Source organism: Ensifer aridi (genome assembly GCF_002078505.1).
GTDB classification, from domain to species: Bacteria; Pseudomonadota; Alphaproteobacteria; order Rhizobiales; family Rhizobiaceae; genus Sinorhizobium; species Sinorhizobium aridi.
Genome location: NZ_LUAV01000014.1, coordinates 201,385 through 219,861 on the forward strand (window position 1 = coordinate 201,385; position 18,477 = coordinate 219,861).

Annotated in this window: 14 protein-coding genes; 11 read left to right on the top strand and 3 right to left on the bottom strand. The window is 62.6% G+C overall.

The genetic code is table 11. The annotated features are described in order from the left end of the window. Positions 1–87: 87 nt before the first annotated feature. The 3 genes from AYK65_RS14260 to AYK65_RS14270 are packed head-to-tail and all read left to right on the top strand — an operon-like array spanning position 88 to position 3,786. Entirely contained in the window at positions 88–1,953 is a 1,866-nt protein-coding gene (locus AYK65_RS14260; RefSeq protein ID WP_081158887.1) for a M3 family oligoendopeptidase, read from the top strand. Between the two features lie 52 nt (positions 1,954–2,005). Further along, entirely contained in the window at positions 2,006–3,163 is a 1,158-nt protein-coding gene (locus AYK65_RS14265) for an aminodeoxychorismate synthase component I (protein WP_081158806.1), read from the top strand. Then, positions 3,160–3,786 (top strand): aminotransferase class IV family protein, encoded by a 627-nt coding sequence (locus tag AYK65_RS14270; RefSeq protein WP_026616247.1) that lies wholly within the window; start codon positions 3,160–3,162, stop codon positions 3,784–3,786. Before AYK65_RS14265 ends, AYK65_RS14270 begins: the two co-directional genes overlap by 4 nt. Here AYK65_RS14270 and AYK65_RS14275 read toward each other — a convergent pair. Beyond that, positions 3,751–4,701, bottom strand: a complete 951-nt coding sequence (locus tag AYK65_RS14275) for a sensor domain-containing diguanylate cyclase (RefSeq protein ID WP_081158807.1) — start codon at positions 4,699–4,701, stop codon at positions 3,751–3,753. The genes AYK65_RS14270 and AYK65_RS14275 overlap by 36 nt on opposite strands. A 152-nt stretch (positions 4,702–4,853) precedes the next feature. Between AYK65_RS14275 and AYK65_RS14280 the strand changes: the two genes are divergently transcribed. The 6 genes from AYK65_RS14280 to AYK65_RS14305 all read left to right on the top strand — a co-directional run bounded on the left by AYK65_RS14280 (position 4,854) and on the right by AYK65_RS14305 (position 12,955). After that, positions 4,854–5,732, top strand: coding sequence for a heme-dependent oxidative N-demethylase family protein (locus AYK65_RS14280; RefSeq protein ID WP_026616245.1), 879 nt, complete (start codon positions 4,854–4,856; stop codon positions 5,730–5,732). A 216-nt stretch (positions 5,733–5,948) separates the two neighbouring features. Beyond that, complete coding sequence (locus AYK65_RS14285) at positions 5,949–7,400, top strand: homospermidine synthase (protein WP_081158808.1); 1,452 nt, start codon at positions 5,949–5,951, stop codon at positions 7,398–7,400. A 320-nt stretch (positions 7,401–7,720) separates the two neighbouring features. Continuing rightward, positions 7,721–8,086, top strand: a complete 366-nt coding sequence (omp10, locus tag AYK65_RS14290; RefSeq protein ID WP_026616243.1) for an outer membrane lipoprotein Omp10 — start codon at positions 7,721–7,723, stop codon at positions 8,084–8,086. Between the two features lie 264 nt (positions 8,087–8,350). Further along, positions 8,351–10,249: a 5'-nucleotidase C-terminal domain-containing protein gene (locus tag AYK65_RS14295; RefSeq protein WP_081158810.1), complete on the top strand. Its 1,899-nt coding sequence runs from the start codon at positions 8,351–8,353 to the stop codon at positions 10,247–10,249. Between the two features lie 124 nt (positions 10,250–10,373). Further along, a complete protein-coding gene (gene hemH / locus AYK65_RS14300) occupies positions 10,374–11,402 on the top strand; it encodes a ferrochelatase (RefSeq protein ID WP_046116496.1) in 1,029 nt (342 codons plus the stop codon). A gap of 110 nt (positions 11,403–11,512) precedes the next feature. Continuing rightward, positions 11,513–12,955: an outer membrane beta-barrel protein gene (locus AYK65_RS14305; RefSeq protein ID WP_081158811.1), complete on the top strand. Its 1,443-nt coding sequence runs from the start codon at positions 11,513–11,515 to the stop codon at positions 12,953–12,955. A gap of 70 nt (positions 12,956–13,025) precedes the next feature. On the opposite strand, the gene galU is transcribed toward AYK65_RS14305, so the two are convergent. Then, on the bottom strand, positions 13,026–13,913 hold the full coding sequence (gene galU / locus AYK65_RS14310; RefSeq protein WP_026616239.1) for a UTP--glucose-1-phosphate uridylyltransferase GalU: 888 nt from the start codon (positions 13,911–13,913) through the stop codon (positions 13,026–13,028). A 299-nt stretch (positions 13,914–14,212) separates the two neighbouring features. Between galU and AYK65_RS14315 the strand changes: the two genes are divergently transcribed. Next, a complete protein-coding gene (locus tag AYK65_RS14315; RefSeq protein WP_026616238.1) occupies positions 14,213–15,430 on the top strand; it encodes a lytic murein transglycosylase in 1,218 nt (405 codons plus the stop codon). Positions 15,431–15,534: 104 nt separating this feature from the next. Beyond that, positions 15,535–16,797, top strand: coding sequence for an SGNH/GDSL hydrolase family protein (locus AYK65_RS14320; protein WP_026616237.1), 1,263 nt, complete (start codon positions 15,535–15,537; stop codon positions 16,795–16,797). 185 nt (positions 16,798–16,982) lie between these two features. Here AYK65_RS14320 and AYK65_RS14325 read toward each other — a convergent pair whose 3' ends face one another. After that, positions 16,983–18,440, bottom strand: a complete 1,458-nt coding sequence (locus AYK65_RS14325; protein ID WP_026616236.1) for a glutamate synthase subunit beta — start codon at positions 18,438–18,440, stop codon at positions 16,983–16,985. Between the last annotated feature and the right edge of the window lie 37 nt (positions 18,441–18,477).

Consider the following 18,477-nt stretch of genomic DNA (forward strand, 5'->3'; position numbering starts at 1 on the left):
TTTTATCCATTGCGGGCGATAGCAATGGACTTCATGCGGTTGCCCACCTTCAGGGCTCAGGCCCATTCAAAACGAGAGAAAACGACGATGAACTTCGCTTCGCCCCGTCTCGCCTCCGGCCAGTCCATCCTGCGTGCCACGGCCGAACAGGCCGCAGACCCAACAGCCGATCTCGGCGACCTGCCATCCTGGCGGCTCGAGGATCTCTATCTTTCGCCCAGCTCCGAGGCGTTCCGCTCCGATATAGCGAGAGCGGAAGCGGATGCGATCGCTTTCGAGAACAAATGGAAGGGTAAGCTCGCGGACGCCGCCCGAAAGACCGGCAGCGGGGGCATCGGCGCGGCGGTGAAGGAATTCGAGGCGCTCGAAGATCTGATGGGCCGTATCGCCTCCTTCGCCGGCCTCACCTATTTCTCCGACACGTCCAATCCGGCGAACGGCAAGCTTTACGGCGATACGCAGTCGAAGCTGACCGACATATCGGCGCATCTCCTGTTCTTCTCGCTGGAACTCAACCGCATCGACGACGAGGTGATCGACGCGGCCCTTGCGGCCGACAGCCTCGCCGCCCATTACAAGCCTTGGATTCTCGATCTGCGCAAGGACAAGCCCTACCAGCTCGACGACAAGCTGGAACAGCTCTTCCTCGAAAAGTCGATGACCGGCGCGAGCGCCTTCAACCGGCTGTTCGACGAGACGGTCGCGTCGCTCACCTTCACGGTCGACGGCAAGGCGCTGCCGCTCGAAGTAACACTCAACCTTCTGCAGGATCCCTCCGTGGAAGTGCGCAAGAAGGCGGCTCTTGCGCTCGCGGAAACCTTCAAGGCGAACATACGCACCTTCACGCTCGTCACCAACACACTCGCCAAGGACAAGGAAATCTCCGACCGCTGGCGCGGCTTCGAGGACATCGCAGACAGTCGCCACCTCGCCAACCGCGTCGAGAGGGAAGTGGTCGATGCGCTTGCGGCAGCAGTGAAGGCAGCCTATCCGCGCCTTTCGCATCGCTATTATGCGATGAAAGCCAAATGGCTCGGCATGGATCAGATGGATTTCTGGGACCGTAACGCGCCGCTCCCGGAAACGCCGAACGCGCTCATTCCCTGGAACGAAGCCAAGGACACGGTGCTGTCCGCCTATCACGCCTTCGCCCCGGAAATGGCGGCGATCGCACGGCGCTTCTTCGACAATAGCTGGATCGACGCGCCGGTCCGTACCGGCAAGGCGCCCGGCGCCTTCGCTCATCCGACGGTTCCGTCCGTGCATCCTTACGTACTCGTCAACTACATGGGCAAGCCCCGCGACGTGATGACGCTCGCCCACGAGCTCGGGCATGGCGTCCACCAGGTGCTCGCGGGCGCGCAGGGCGCGCTGATGGCCTCGACGCCGCTGACGCTCGCGGAAACCGCCTCCGTCTTCGGCGAGATGCTGACCTTCCGCGCCCTTCTCGATCAAACCAAGGACAAGCGCGAGCGCAAGGCCATGCTCGCCCAGAAGGTCGAGGACATGATCAACACGGTCGTGCGCCAGATCGCCTTCTATGAATTCGAGCGCAAGGTGCATACGGCCCGCAAGGAGGGCGAGCTGACGGCCGAGGATCTGGGGCAGATGTGGCTCTCGGTCCAGAGCGAAAGCTTGGGGCCGGCAATCCGGCTTTCGGAGGGCTACGAGACCTACTGGGCCTATATCCCGCACTTCATCCATTCGCCCTTCTATGTCTACGCCTATGCCTTCGGCGATTGCCTGGTGAACTCGCTCTACGCCGTTTACCGGAATGCCGAGAGCGGCTTTCAGGAGAAGTATTTCGACATGCTGAAGGCCGGCGGCACCAAGCATCATTCCGAGCTGCTGGCGCCCTTCGGGCTCGACGCCACCGATCCGTCGTTCTGGGCACAGGGCCTGTCGATGATTGAAGGGCTGATCGACGAACTGGAGGCGCTTGATAAGGCATAAGCGCCGGCGAGCGACCCGGCGGCATACGAATGAACGACAGCGATCGGCCTCGATGATCGAACACGCGCCCTATGTCCTCTTCCGGGACGACAGCGAGAACCGCACCACGGTCTTCGCCGAACCTTCGCGCATCGTCACGGCACGAACGAAGGCGGAATTCGACCACGGCCTCAAGGAGGTCGAAGCGGCCCACCGCGGTGGCAAGTGGATCGCGGGGTACATGGCCTACGAAGCTGGTCATCTCTTCGAGGAAAAGCTTGCGCCCTTTGCGGAGGAGAATCGGGAAACGCCGCTGATGTCCTTCGGCATCTTCGATGCGCCGGCGGAAGAGCATCCGCTCGCCACGCCGCGGCGACGGTTGGAAAACGAGCCCTTCCTCTCGGAGCCTCGCGCCGGCTGGGATTTTTCCGTTTATCGAAAGCGTTTCGACAAGCTGCACCAGCACCTGCGCCAGGGCGATTGCTACCAAGCGAACCTGACGATGCCAGTCCACGCTCGCTGGTCCGGCGATCCGCTCGCCGCCTTCTGGTCGCTGATCGAGCGCCAGCCGGTGAAATACGGCGCACTCGTGGCGCTCGATGGACCGATCCTGCTGTCGCGCTCACCGGAGCTCTTCTTCCGTGTCGATACCGACGGCTGGATCGAGACCCATCCGATGAAAGGCACAGCGCCCCGCGGCGCGACGGCCGAAGAGGACGCGGCGATCATCGCCGCGATGCGCAGCGACGAGAAGACGCAGGCCGAGAACCGCATGATCGTCGACCTGCTGCGCAACGACATCTCGCGCGTCACCGAAGTCGGTACGCTCGATGTGCCGAAGCTCTTCGACGTCGAAACCTACCCGACGGTCCACCAGATGGTGAGCCATGTGAGGGCGAAGCTCCTGCCGGACACACGGATAGCCGAGATCTTCGCCGCGCTCTTTCCCTGCGGCTCCGTCACCGGTGCGCCGAAGATGCGGGCGATGGAGATCCTGCACGAGTTGGAGTCCGGCCCGCGCGACGCCTATTGCGGCGCGATCGGCTTCATCGCCCCGAACGGCGTGATGCGCTTCAACGTCGCGATCCGAACCATTTCCCTCTTCCCCGACGGCCGGGCCGTCTTCAATGTCGGCGGCGGCATCGTCTTCGATTCCAAGGCCGAGGCCGAATACGACGAGTGCCTCCTGAAGGCCCGCTTCGCCGTCGGCGATGCCGAGATCGCCCGATGAGCGATTTTTCCCTGATCGAGACCTTGCGGTATGAGCCGGAGCATGGCTTCACCCGGCTGAAGCTGCATCTGGCGCGGCTGAAGCGTTCCGCCAGGCGTCTCGGCTTTGTCGGTGCCGCCGCGGCGGAAGCGGAGTTGAACCGCGCCGTTGCCGAAGCGCCAACACCGCTGCGCGTCCGCCTCACGCTCGGCCGCGAAGGTGCCATAGCAGTGACGACGGCGACCTTTGCGCCGCTTTCCGGCGACGCCCTGTGGCGCCTACGGATCGCTTCCACACGGCTCGATTCCCGCGACAGGCTACTCCGGATGAAAACGACCCGGCGCGGCGTCTACGACGCGGCGCGCGACGAGTTTCCGCCGGCGGACGCCGACGAGGTGATCCTGCTTAATGAGAAAGGGGAAGTCTGCGAAGGCACGATAACCTCGATCTTCCTCGACGACGGCAGCGGAACGCTGAAAACTCCGCCAATCTCCTGCGGCCTGCTCGAGGGGGTACTGCGCACAGAGCTCATCTGCCAGCGGCAAGCACGGGTCCAACGGCTGTCGGCCACCGATCTCAAGGGCGGGCGCCTTTACGTCGGCAATTCCTTAAGAGGTCTGATCCGGGCTGAACTCGCGGTCTGATCCGGGCAGTGTATAACGCTTCACACGGTCGCGCCCATCGCGCTTGGCGAGATAGAGCGCTTCGTCTGCGCGCAAATAGATATCGCTGACGGTGTCGCCCTCGCGGTACTCCGCAAGCCCCACCGAGCAGGTGTAGTAAAACTCCGGGATGTTAGAAAGCGGCCTTGCGGTGCGCACCTTGTCGAGCAGGCGATCGAGGATGAGATTCGCTTCGCTGACGGTCGTGTCCGGCAGGATCAGCATGAATTCCTCGCCGTCGATCCGACCGAAGCAGTCCGAACGACGGACGAACTCCTGCATCTGTCGGGCGAAATCGAGCAGCACCTCGTCGCCTCGACTGTGCCCATAGCGGTCGTTGACCGCCTTGAAATAGTCGATGTCGATGATCGCCACGCAGCCCCACATGTGCGGGTTCTCGCTGCAGTTCTGGATGAACTCGTTGAGCCTCTCCATCGTGTAACGCCGGTTCGGTACATTGGTCAGTTGGTCCACCTGCACGGCCCGCAAGGCGAAATCGCGGTCCTGCCGCAATTTGCGCTCCTCCGCCCGCACATTGGTTATGTCGACGGCGATGCACAGCATCCAGCCCTTCTCATCAACAGTCTCCGTCATCCACAACCAGCGGCCGTCGTGCAGGTCGGTCTCCAAAGCGCGAAACGGGACCTTGCCGCGGCGGTGGATGGTCGAGGCGATCCAGGCCTCGATATCGTCGGTCCTGAGGACTGTGCCCTTGGCTGCGCCGTAGTTGCGGCGCATGATCTCCGCCCAGGTCGGCGTCTCGTCCTCGCCGATATGATAGGCGGAACGAAATGCCGCATTGGCGTAGCGCAGCCGATCATGGGCGTCATAGAGCGCGATCAGTACGGGCGTTGTTGCCTCTAAGCCCATGAGGGTCTTGAGATGATCACCGGACACGATCGGTCAGCTCCAGCTCGAACAGCAATATCAATCACAACGCGAAACGGACGACGCAATAAAAGCTATGGCGTGAGACGCTTGTGACAAGCCGAATAGCATGCGAAACGGAAGAGAATGGTTAAACGGCGAAAACAGTCTGGTCATCGCGGATGAAGCATACGCCTTACGACGGCTCGTCGAAGCCTTTCACGATCGGGCTTGTCCAACTCGAGCCCGAGCGATGGATAGAACCGGACGACGCCCTCGACTACTATCTGCAAGAGAAGGCCAGGCTGCTGGAGGGGCAGCGCGATGCTGTCTTCGTTGCGGGGGATGGAACAGAAGCGGCTCAGGCGGAGCTGCTGAACAGCTTGGTTGAATACCTCCCGCGCTGTTACCCGCACATCTATCGGCGCGACGGCGATGCGATGGTCGTCGGCAAGCGTCGCGTGCCGTTGAGCCGCGACGCCGCGCTCGTGACGGCCGGATCGCTGGTGCAGGACGATCTGGCGATCATGGAATGCAAGGAGGGCGATTGGCGCCTGACTGCAGCCTATGTCGCCTTTCCCTCCTCCTGGTCGCTCGCCGAGAAGTTCGGCCGGGCGATGCACGAGATTCACGCGCCCGTGCCCGGCTTCGAAGCGGGCACCCGCAATGCGGAGCTGATCGTCCGCATGTTCGATAAGCTGCCCCCTGGCCGGCTGGTCGAGCGCTTCAATTGGGCGGTCAACGTCGACGGCGCGCTGCATCTGCCGAAATCCAAATCCGAGGGAATCGGCGCCGAGGCCGTGACGCTCGCGGAAGACGGGACTTTCATCCGCGTCGAACGGCAGACCCTGCGCAAATTGCCGCAGACCGGCGCCATCGTTTTCACCATCCGCATCTATTCCGATCCGCTATCGGCGCTGAGACGCCGGCCGGATGCGGCTGCGCTTACCCGGTCCTTCATCGGCCAGCTCAGCGAGCTCACGCTTCCGCAAGCCGCTTACAAGGGACTCGTCAGCAAGCGGGAAGCCCTGATCGCGGCGTTGCTGGAGATCGCCGGTTAAGCAAAGTCTTAAGTCTCGGTTGACCCGCCGGCCCTTTATTGTGACAGGAATCTGTGCTCTACAGCGCCGCGCGTCTATTCGGACGCGCCAAGGCCGCTGCAGCACTTCAAGTTGCTGCATGGCTTTAAGTCATGCAGCAGGCACAGGACGGAATACCAGGCGCGCTTTGCGCCCATTCAACCTCTGCACAGAGACGTTCTCAGGAGAAAGACAAAAATGGCAGACACCACCTACCCGGTTTACGGCGAGATCACCGGCCCGATCGTGATGATCGGCTTCGGTTCGATCGGCCACGGCACCTTGCCGTTGATCGAGCGCCACTTCAAATTCGACAGGAACCGGTTGATCGTGGTGGAGCCGCGCGAGGACGCCAAGGACACCGAGATCTTCACGCGTCACGGCGTGCGCCATGTCAAGGCCTACGTCACGAAGGACAACTACAAGGAGCTCCTGAAGCCGCTCCTTACCGAAGGCGGCGGCCAGGGCTTCTGCGTCAATCTCTCGGTCGACACGTCCTCGCTCGACCTCATGAAGCTCTGCCGCAAGCTCGACGTTCTCTACATCGACACGGTCGTCGAACCCTGGCTCGGCTTCTATTTCGACACCGAAATGGACAATGCCGACCGCACCAATTATGCGCTGCGCGAAACGGTGCGCCGTGAAAAGGAAAAGAACCCGGGCGGCACCACGGCGATTTCGACCTGCGGCGCCAATCCCGGCATGGTCTCCTGGTTCGTCAAGAAGGCGCTCCTCAACCTCGCCGACGACCTCGGCATTAAATATGAGGAGCCGCATCAGGACGACCGCGAAGGCTGGGCGAAACTGATGAAGAAGGCCGGCGTCAAAGGCATCCACATCGCCGAGCGCGATACCCAGCGTACCAAGCACCCGAAACCGCTCAACGTCTTCTGGAACACCTGGTCGGTCGAGGGCTTCATCTCCGAGGGCATGCAGCCGGCAGAGCTCGGCTGGGGCACCCACGAAGAGTGGATGCCGAAGAACGCGAAGAAGCACAAGAAGGGCTGCAGGGCAGCGATTTATCTCGAACAGCCGGGCGCCAACACCCGCGTGCGCACCTGGTGTCCGACACCCGGTCCGCAATACGGCTTCCTCGTCACCCACAACGAATCGATTTCGATCGCCGACTTCTTCACGGTCCGCGACAAGAATGGCGAAGCCATCTATCGCCCGACCTGCCACTATGCCTACCATCCGGCGAACGACGCGGTGCTGTCGCTGCACGAGATGTTCGGCAATGGCGGCACGCCGCAGCCGGTGCACCACGTCCTCGACGAGACCGAACTGGAGGACGGCATCGACGAGCTCGGCGTCCTGCTCTACGGCCATGAGAAGAACGCCTACTGGTACGGCTCGCGGCTGTCGCTCGAGGAAACCCGCCGCATCGCGCCCTACCAGAACGCCACCGGCCTGCAGGTGACGAGCGCCGTTCTCGCCGGCATGGTCTGGGCACTCGAGAACCCGAAAGCGGGCATCGTCGAGGCGGACGAGATGGACTACAAACGCTGCCTCGAAGTGCAGCTTCCCTACCTCGGTCCGGTCGAGGGCCACTATACCGACTGGACGCCGCTCGACGGCCGTCCGGGCCTCTTCCCGGAAGACATCGATACCAGGGACCCCTGGCAGTTCCGGAACATTCTCGTTCGCTGATCTCGCCAGAAACGGTCGAAATCAAGCCCGGAGCGACGCCGCTCCGGGCTTTTTCATAGATGTGGGTCAAGCACGACGCTCGCTTCCACTCTTGCTTTCAACTCTTGATCGCGGCATGTTCTGCGCGAAATGAGGCGGCCCGCCCTGCGGCGCGAGTGCAACGCCTGCCGGATAAAGTCGCTGCGGCGCCCAAGATCGCTGCTCATTTGCCGCCAGGACGGTTCCGGTCGAGCGGAATGTGCGCTAGAGCGGGCGAGCAAAAGTGTGTAGCGGTTTTGCGTTCGCATCCCGCTCCAACTCATGACGCGGGAGAAAAGCCGATGAAGCCATTCGCCACTCTGACCCTCCTGGCAACCGCCGCGCTGCTGGCATCTTGTCAGTCTTCACCGCGACAAATCCGGGAAGTGCCGTCGAATCGGACGTCGGGTGTCGAAGGCTCGTGGGTCGACCCGAACGGCATCGTCTCCACCTTCGCCGGCGGCACCTTCTCGACACGCACGACCGACACTAACCAGCTTCTCGCTTCCGGGACCTATGTGAACGTCAACCCGACGCTCGTCGAGATCAACATGACATCGCTCGTCCGCAACACCCAGTCCAGAGTGAACTGCGCGCTGGCGACGCCAACTCAGCTGAACTGCACGACGGACTCGGGTGCACAGTTCTCCCTTGCGCGCCGCGGCTGAGTGCACCATCCGACAAACAAGGCCCCGATCCGGGCCTTTTCTATTTCTGAGCTGGCTTAACCCTATTTGGAATCCGGCAAAGAAGACATGTGTTTATCGCTTGAAGTCACTCTCGACTGGTGAAAACATCGCCCCGGGAAACCGCCTCGGCCGAGGAGGGGAACTCTTGGATCAGGAAGCGAGATGCGGGCGGAAAAGCCGTATGCACGCCCCGGTCAAGGCTCTGGAAATCGGCCGGCAGCAACAGGCAAACAGGAGCACATCATGATCCGATACATGCGAACCGGCCTCATCACCGCTTCCCTTGTCGCCCTCTCGTCAGGCGCCGCTTTCGCCGATTATGAATTGAACATCCTGCACATCAACGATCTTCACTCGCGCATCGAATCGATCAACAAGTTCGACTCGACCTGCTCGGCCGAGGAAGAAGGCAAGAACGAGTGCTTCGGCGGCGTCGCCCGCCTGAAGACACTGATCGATCAGAAGCGTCAGGAACTCGCTGGTAAGAACGTGCTTCTGCTCAATGCCGGCGACAACTTCCAGGGATCGCTCTTCTTCACGACCTACAAGGGCACCGCCGAGGCGGAGTTCCTGAACCTCATGAAATTCGACGCGATGACCGTCGGCAATCACGAATTCGACGAAGCCGAGGACGGACTTGCGAGCTTCCTCGACAAGGTCACCTTCCCCGTCGTCACCGCCAACGTGCTGCCGAGCCACAAGTCGAAGATCGGCGATCGGATCAAGCCTTCGATCGTGCTGGATCTCGGCGGCCAAAAGATCGGCATCGTCGGCGCGGTCGCCAACGACACGCCGGAACTCTCCTCGGTGGGTCCGGACATCCTGATCGGCGAGGACGTTGCGACGATCACCAGTGCCGTCGAGGAGTTGAAGAAGCAGGGCGTCGACAAGATCGTCGCGCTGACCCATGTCGGCTACCCGCGCGACCTCGCTGCCATTGCCAAGATCCCGGACGTTGACGTGGTCGTGGGCGGACACTCGCACAGCCTCCTCTCCAACACCGACGAGAAGGCCGAAGGCCCCTACCCGACGATGGTCGACAACCCCGGCGGCTACAAGGTGCCGGTGGTCCAGGCCGGCTCCTACAGCAAGTATCTCGGCGACCTCGTCGTCACATTCGACGACAGCGGTGTCGTGAAGACCGCCAAAGGCGACTCCGTCCTCGTCGATTCCTCCGTCAAGCCCGACGAGGCAGTCGTCGCGCGCATCAAGGAGCTCGCCAAGCCCATCGAAGAGTTGCGCTCGAAGGTCATCGCCAAGACCGAAGCGCCGATCGACGGATCGCGCGAGAATTGCCGCGCCAAGGAATGCGAGATGGGCAGCCTTGTCGCCGATGCCATGCTCGACCGTACGAAGGGCCAGGGCGTGACGATCGCCATCACCAATGGCGGCGGGCTGCGCGCCTCGATTGACGGCGGCGATGTGACGATGGGCGAAGTCGTTACCGTGCTTCCCTTCCAGAATACGCTCTCGACCTTCCAACTGAAGGGCGCCGACATCCGCGCTGCACTCGAAAACGGCCTCAGCCAAGTCGAGGAAGGCGGCGGCCGGTTCCCACAGGTAGCGGGCCTCAAATTCTCCTTCGACCGTTCGAAGCCCGCCGGCAGCCGGCTGGTCTCGGTCGAAGTGAAGGAGGGAGAGAGCTTTGTGCCCCTCGATCCGGAAAAGACCTATTCGCTCGTCAGCAACAACTTCATGCGCGGCGGCGGCGATGGCTATTCGGTCTTCGAGACCAAGGGCGAAAACGCTTACGATTACGGCCCGGGGCTGGAAACGGTCCTTGCCGACTACCTTGCCGCGCATCAGCCATTCAAGCCGTATACCGACGGCCGGATTACAGAAGTCGCCGCCGCGGCAGCAGCGCCTGCCACCGAACCGGCTGCCGAACCCAAGCCGGCCGAGAGCGGCGCCGCAGCACCCACGCCCCAGGCGTCACCCGAAACCGCAGCGGCACCGAAGCCCCCAGCGCAAACTGCCGGTGGCCCGCAGAAACACGTCATCGTGAAGGGCGATACGCTTTGGGATCTCGCCGAGTCCTTCTATGGCAACGGCACCGAATGGAAGAAGATAGCTGCGGCCAATGGCGACCCGGCACCACGGGCGCTCGAGGTCGGCCGGGAGCTCGCGATTCCGGCCGAGTAAGACAATTTGCCTCGACCTTGTTGGCCGGCGCGGGCTTTCCCGCGCCGGCTTTTCTTCTTAGAAGAGTTTGAAACTAAAAGGCGCTCTCCCACCTATTAGCCCTACAGCACCCGTGAGGAATACCATGACCGCCGCACCGAACGCCGCCGCGCACCCTTCTGTCCAGTTCGGGAAAATAGGCGTGCTGCTTGTCAATCTCGGCACGCCGGACGGCACCGATTTTGCCTCGATGCGGCGCTACCTCAAGGAGTTCCTGAGCGACAGGCGCGTCATCGAGTGGTCGCGGCTTTTCTGGTATCCGATCCTCTACGGCATCGTGCTCAACACGCGCCCTCGCAAGGTCGGCAAGGCTTATGAGCTCATCTGGAACAAGGAGCGGAACGAAAGCTGGCTCAGAACCTACACACGCAACCAAGCCCAACTCATGGCGGAGGGCTTTGCCGATCAGTCGCAGGTCATCGTCGACTGGGCGATGCGGTATGGTCAGCCGTCGATCGCTTCGCGCATGGAAGCGCTGCAGAAAGAGGGCTGCGAACGCATCCTCGTCTTCCCTCTCTACCCGCAATATGCGGCCGCAACGACCGCAACGGTCAACGACAAGGCCTTCGAGGCGTTGTTGAAGATGCGTTGGCAGCCGGCGCTGCGCACCGTTCCGCCCTATCATGACGACCCGGTCTATATCGATGCACTCGCCGCCTCGATCGAGCGTCACCTCGCAACGCTCGACTGGGAACCGGAGGTGGTGCTTGCCTCCTTCCACGGCATACCGAAGAGCTACTTCGATCTTGGTGATCCCTATTATTGCCAGTGTCAGAAAACCGCTCGCCTGCTGCGCGAAAAACTCGGCTGGCCAAAGGAGAAGCTCATGGTGACGTTCCAGTCGCGCTTCGGACCGGAGGAGTGGCTGCAGCCCTATACGGACGCAACCGTCGAGAAACTCGCCAAGGACGGTGTGAAGCGCATCGCGGTCATCAACCCCGGCTTCGTCTCCGACTGCCTAGAAACGCTCGAGGAGATCGCCGGTCAGGCGGCCGAAAGCTTCCTCCATAGCGGCGGCGAGAAATTCGCGCATATTCCCTGCCTCAACGACAGCCCGGAGGGCATGGCGGTGCTCAACCACGTGGTGCGCCGCGAACTGAAAGGGTGGCTTTAAGGGATTCCCCAACCCGCCTCGCGAGCGATTTCCCCTTAAGATACGATTGGTTAACCACGTGCCTTTACCATTGGGAAACGACTGCAATCAGCTTCGCGGATAGACGGCAGATGGTGCCCAGAATTTCACGCTCGATCACGGCGGGCGCCCTGCTTGCGGCAAAGCGGGCGTGGCTGCTCGCGGGCTGTGCCGTCCTTGTCTGCACGCCGGCGGGCGCGGAAAGCCTCGGCAATCCGCCGCTCGCGGGCAATGGAGCCGCGACAGCCGCGGCCCCGGCGGTGAATGTTCCGGCCACCACCGACCCGCAGATGACCGGTGCGGTCGCCGGCACCGACCTGCCTCCCGCACTCGACGAGGACTTCAACCGCCTGAACCGGCGCGAAGAGACGATCGACGGCCTGCGCACCCGCATCGATCCAGATGCCGGCGAGGCACCCGGTATCCGCATCGGCACCTTCGTCCTGAAGCCGGCACTCAGCGAAACCTTCAATCACGAACGACAGAAAAACGGCGGCAGCAGCGAGAGCCGGAGTTTCCTGGAAACTGGGCTCAAGGGATCGCTCACCTCCGACTGGTCTCGCCACCAATTGAGTGTCACGGGTGAAGGCGTGCTGCAGGACACCATATCAGGCGAAGGCGAGGAGGAGCCGCGCGCCGACATCGACGCCGAGTTGCGCCTCGACTTGAGCGACGAGACGATCGCGAGGCTCAGAGCCGGCTACAGCTTCGAGCGCGAGGACGCCAACGACCCGAACGCCATCGCCAATGCCGAGACGCAATCGGGCGTAAACACCTATCGGCTGGGGGCGGCGGTCGAGCGCGACCTCGGCCTCTTTCGCGGCTCCGTCGGCCTCGATTTCGAACGCAGGACCTACGGCGATGTCGAACTCGACAACGGCACGACGCTTTCACAAGGGGACCGCGACCGCAATCTTGGCACCCTTACCGGCCGCGTCGGCTACGAGCTTTCGCCGGCCCTCATCCCCTTCCTCGAGGCCTCCGCCGGCCGGTCGATTTATGACTTGCGCCGGGACATGTTCGGTTTCGAGCGCTCCTACCAGAATTATGCGGGCCGCGTCGGCATGGAGGTCGATCTCGGCGAGAAGCTCAATGGAGAGCTCGCGCTCGGCTACGAGACCTTCCGCTTCGACGACGACCGGCTCGCCGATTTGAGCGGCCTCTCCGTCGACGGACGCGTCAACTGGTCGCCGCGTCGCGGAACGGACGTCCTCTTCGGTTTGCTGACCTATCTCGACCCGTCGACGACGCCGGGCGAGGCTGGCTCAATCAATTACGAGCTGACCAACGTGATCACGCACCAGTTGCGCTCGACACTCGTTGCGAGGCTCTCGAACAGCCTGACGCTACGCGACTTCCCATCGGATGCAGCCTCCTCCGACGAGGCCACCTGGCGTACCGGCGCCGGTCTCACCTGGGACATGAGCCGCTACCTCGCGCTGACCGGGGACGTGAGTTACGAACGCACGAACCGGGATAACGGCCCCTCAAGCGACACGACGCGTGTCGGCGTGGGTCTGACCTTGCGGCGCTGAGGCCGGGCTTCACCTCGATCCTGGAAACCGCGTCCGAAGACGCGGCCCAATTCGGCAATTTAGGGCCGGATCACTTCAGTCCCTGCAGCAGCGCCTTGAGCGGAACCTCGACCGTGGGACGGATATCGCCGCGCTCGAGCGCGAAGGCGACGTTCGCCAGGATGAAGCCGTCCTTGGCGCCGCAGTCATAGGTCTCGCCGCGGAAGTGGTAAGCGGCGAAGGCTTGGCTTTCAGCAAGCTTCACCATGCCGTCGGTCAACTGGATCTCGTTGCCGGCGCCGCGCTCCTGACGCTCGAGAATCGGGAAGATTTCCGGCTGCAGGATATAACGGCCGTTGATGAAGAAGTTCGAGGGCGCCGTGCCTCGCGCCGGCTTCTCGACCATCTTGGTGATCCTGAAGCCGTCGCCGATCTTCTCGCCCACGCCGACGATGCCGTATTTGTGTGCCTGCTCGGGCGCGCATTCCTCGACCGCGACGACATTGCCGCCGCTCTGCTCATAGAGCTCGACCATGCCCTTCAGGCAGCCCTTCTCGCTCTTCATGATCATGTCCGGGAGAAGCAGCGCGAAAGGCTCGTTGCCGACGAGATCGCGCGCGCACCAGACCGCGTGTCCAAGCCCGAGCGGCGCCTGCTGGCGCGTGAAGCTCGTCGTGCCGGCCTTCGGCAGCATGGCTTCGAGCAGTTCGATCTCCGCCTTCTTGTTGCGCTCGCGCAGCGTCTGGTCCAGTTCGACCTGGATGTCGAAATAGTCCTCGATAACCGCCTTGCTGCGACCGGTCACGAAGATCAGATGCTCGATGCCCGCTTCCAGCGCCTCGTCGACGACGTACTGGATGACCGGCTTGTCCACCACCGTCAACATCTCCTTCGGCACCGCCTTGGTAGCGGGAAGAAAACGCGTCCCGAGCCCCGCGACGGGGAAGACGGCTTTGCGGACTTTACGCTTGTCGGTCATAGACACCTCCTGCAGTGGTTCTCAGTCTAACCTGAAATAGGCAAATTGGATTGGGATTAGTCGCCGTTTGCCAATATTTTACGAAGGAAGACGACTCGGCTTTTTCATGGTAAAGACTTTGTTGACTTCGTTTCTGTAGGCTCTCCATCGATCCGATACGGCCACCGCCGTTCGGTCCCTAGAAGAACCGCATGCTGCCCTTCCAGCGGCCTGGTGCGGGCAACATTGCAAAACCCGGAGTAGTCGGTCCGGCATGAACGCCGGCTGAACGCTCCGCCGAGAAACGGAACCGACAGCAGATGATCAGAAACCGCAGGACGTTCTTCAGACATATCGCCGCCGCTCTCGTCTTTGCCGCCGCCTTCGCTCCATTGCCGGCCCTTGCGGACCAAGGTTTTCAAAGTTGGATCAATAACTTCTACGCGACCGCCGCAAAGAGCGGCATCAGCCAGGCGACCTACCGCAAGGCCTTCGCCGGCGTGAAGACACCCGACCCGGCCGTGCTCGAGAAGGCTGCCTACCAGCCTGAATTCAAGCACAAGATCTGGGAATATATCGACGCGCGAGTCAACCCGTACACGAAGCGCATCGGCCAGGAAATGGCGGCGAAGCATGGGCGCACGCTCGACGCCCTGGAGCGGCATTTCGGCGTCGACAGGACGATCCTCCTCGCCATATGGTCCATGGAATCCAACTACGGCGCGATCCTCCAGAAGGACGACCGGCTGCACTACGTGCCGCGGGCGTTAGCGACCCTCGCCTATGCCGACCCGAAGCGGGCGAAATACGCGAAGACTCAACTCATCGCGGCGCTGAAGATCCTGCAGAGCGGCGATATCACCCCGCGCGAACTGACGGGCTCGTGGGCTGGCGCCATGGGGCACACGCAGTTCATTCCGACAAGCTATCTCCTCTACGCCGTCGACGCCGACGGAAACGGCCACCGCGACATCTGGAACTCCGTGCCCGACGCCTTGGCGACTGCCGCCAATCTCCTCAGAAAGAACGGCTGGCAGCCGGGCCAGACCTGGGGCTACGAAGTTGTGACGCCTGGCAATGCGGCGAAGTATTCCGGGCAGACGAAGACGCTCGGCCAATGGGCGGCACTCGGCTTCGTCCGCCCGGGCGGCAAGGGCTTCAGCAATCCGAAGATGCGGGCCGAACTCAAGCTGCCGAGTGGCGGCAGCGGGCCGGGCTTCCTGATGACGAAGAACTTCTTCGTCATCAAGCGCTACAACGCCTCGGACTCCTATGCCCTCGGCGTCGGCCTGCTTGCCGATCAGATCGCCGGCTATGCCGGCATGCAGCAGCGCTGGCCGCGTCCAGACGGCTCGCTCGACATCAGCGAGAAGTTCGAACTGCAGAACCGCCTCAAGGAACTCGGCTATTACGACGGCGAAGTGGACGGAAATTTCGGCTCCGGCTCGAAGGCCGCGATCCAGGCCTTCCAGACGCAGAACGGTCTGACGCCGGACGGCGAGCCAACGCAGCATCTTCTGCGCGCTCTGCGCAAGTAACTCGCCACTCTTCCATAGTCACGGCGATTTGCGATCTTCGATCCCAAATCGCCGTGAATTGGCGTATGGTGAGAGCATACCCTGCCATTCGACGGTAAGTAATCATGTTTAGAACCAGAGATGCCGGGAAAGGGTCGCTTCTCATGCGTTTTGCGCCAGTCTTCGCGGCTGCCGCGGCGATGCTTGTCACCGGCTTCTTTGCCACCATGGCCGAGGCGCAAGAGCCGGTCCCGAGGCGCAATATGCTGCAGAGGCTCTTCGGCGTCTTCACTCCCCAAAGACGCATCTATTACGAGGATCAATACGATTTTCCACGCCAGCCCCGGCCGCGGCGCGTGCAGAAACGTCGCGCGCAGCCCTCGGAGCCGCAACGGTCGCGCCCGAGCCGCACCGCAAAGCCTCGGCCCGCCATAGCACCGCCGCCGGCGCCCGTGGTCGTCGAGAAGTCGCCGGATGCGAAAAAAGTTCTGGTCATCGGCGACTTCGTCGCCGACAGCCTCGGCGACGGCCTGGAGGTTGCCTTCGAAATGACGCCCGGCATTGCAGTCGAGACACGCGCCAACGGCTCCTCGGGCCTTGTCCGCAACGACTATTTCGACTGGCCGAAGGTCCTGCCCGATTACATCGCGGAACTCAAACCCTCCGTCATCGTCATCAGCCTCGGGGCCAATGATCGCCAGGGAATGCGCACGGGCGATGTGAAAGAGAAGTTCCGCACCGATCTCTGGACAGAAGAATATCGCAAGCGCGTCAACGCTTTCGCGACGCTCGCGCGCAAGGACAATCTGCCCGTGCTCTGGGTAGGCATGCCGCCCTTCCAGTCGACCGCCATGACCGCCGACATGGTGACCTTCAACGGCATTTATCGCGAGGAAGTGGAGAAGGTGGGCGGGCAGTTCATCGACATATGGGACGGCTTCGTCGACGAGGAGGGGAAGTTCGTCCTGACAGGCTCAGATATCAACGGCCAGCAGGTCCGCCTGCGCGGCTCGGACGGCATCAACCTGACGAAGGCAGGCAAGCGCAAGCTCGCCTTTTATGTCGAGAAGGACATCCGCAAGCTGCTGGGAGAGGCCGCAGCCACGACCGATGTGCCCGGCGCCGAGGAACTGAAGGACCTAGTCGTCACGGCACCGCTCGCCAACGAAGACATCGTCAAGACGCAGCCGATCAGTCTGACCGATCCGGAACTCGACGGAGCCACCGCTTTGCTCGGCGGCAATGCGCCGCTGAAGAGTACCGGCAAGAGCCCCCGCGATCTTCTCATCGAGAAAGGCGAGGTCGTCGCCGCTCCGCCTGGACGCGTGGATGATTTCCGGCTTGCGAAGCCGGAGACGGTGATCAGCAGGCCCTTGACGCGGAATTGAGCGCGGGCGCCTGTTTGGCAGAGGAAATCCGACACCGGCGAAGACTGCTCGGTGAATCTCGATTGCCACCCTCTCCGCCGTCATCCTCTGGCTTGACCCGAGGATGACACCGGTACATGAGGCACCGCACGCCCGCAAATGTCCCCGCTAAGCTATGAGCCCCATAGGAGGCAGCTCAAAGCTGACTACCGCGGCAGCACCGTCGAGCCCATCAGCGCCTCGTCGATCGCGCGCGCCGCCTGCCGGCCTTCGCGGATCGCCCAGACGACGAGCGACTGGCCGCGGCGGACGTCGCCGGCCGCCCAGAGCTTTTCGACCGATGTCTTGTAATCCCGCTCGTTGGCGACGACGTTGGTCGAGCCGCGGCGGTCGGTGTTGAGCGTCAGCTTGTCGCCGAGGTCCTGGAGCACGCTGCTGGTGAACGGACCACGGAAGCCGATGGCGATGAAGGCCAGATCGGCTTTGATGACGAATTCAGTGCCGGCGACCGGCTTGCGGCGCTCATCCACCTGACAGCACTTGACACCGGTCAGGTTGCCGTCCTCGTCGCCGATGAATTCGAGTGTGGCGACCTGGAACTCGCGGACCGCGCCCTCGGCCTGACTGGAGGAGGTGCGCATCTTCGTCGCCCAGAACGGCCAGACGGCGAGCTTGTCCTCCTTCTCCGGCGGCTGCGGGCGAATGTCGAGCTGCGTCACCTTGACGGCGCCCTGGCGGAAGGCGGTTCCGACGCAGTCGGAGGCCGTATCGCCGCCGCCGACGACGACGATATGCTTGCCGCCGGCAAGGATCGGCTCGGAAGGCCAGCCGACGCTATCGATGTTCTCGCGCCCGATGCGGCGGTTCTGCTGTACGAGATAAGGCATGGCGTCATGCACGCCGACGAACTCCACGCCGGGTATGGCGGCGTCGCGGGGGGTCTCGGAGCCGCCGCAATAGAGCACCGCGTCGTTCTCGTCGATGAGGCTCTGGACGGCCACGTCGACGCCGACATTGACGCCGCAGTGGAAGGTGACGCCTTCGCCCTTCATCTGCTCGACGCGACGATCGATGAAGTTCTTCTCCATCTTGAAGTCGGGAATACCGTAGCGCAGCAGCCCGCCCGGCTTCGACTCGCGCTCGTAGACGTGGACCTCGTGGCCCGCACGGGCAAGCTGCTGGGCAGCCGCCATGCCGGCGGGGCCGGAACCGATGACGGCGACCTTCTTGCCGGTCTTGGTGACGGCCGGCTGCGGCACGATGTAGCCCATCTCATAGGCCTTGTCGGCAATCGCCTGCTCGACCGTCTTGATTGCCACCGGCACGTCTTCGAGGTTCAGCGTACAGGCTTCCTCACAGGGCGCCGGGCAGACGCGGCCGGTGAATTCCGGGAAGTTGTTGGTCGAATGCAGGTTACGGATCGCCTCGTCCCAATTACCGTTGTACACGAGATCGTTCCAGTCCGGGATCTGGTTGTGCACCGGGCAGCCGGTCGGCCCATGGCAATAGGGAATGCCGCAGTCCATGCAGCGAGCGGCCTGCTTCTGCACTTCCTGGTCGGACATCGGAATGGTGAATTCACGGAAGTGGCGGATGCGGTCGGATGCCGGCTGGTACTTCGCCACCTGCCGGTCGATCTCCAAAAACCCAGTAACCTTGCCCATCTTACGATCCTGATATCTTCAAATCTGAAACAGGCGC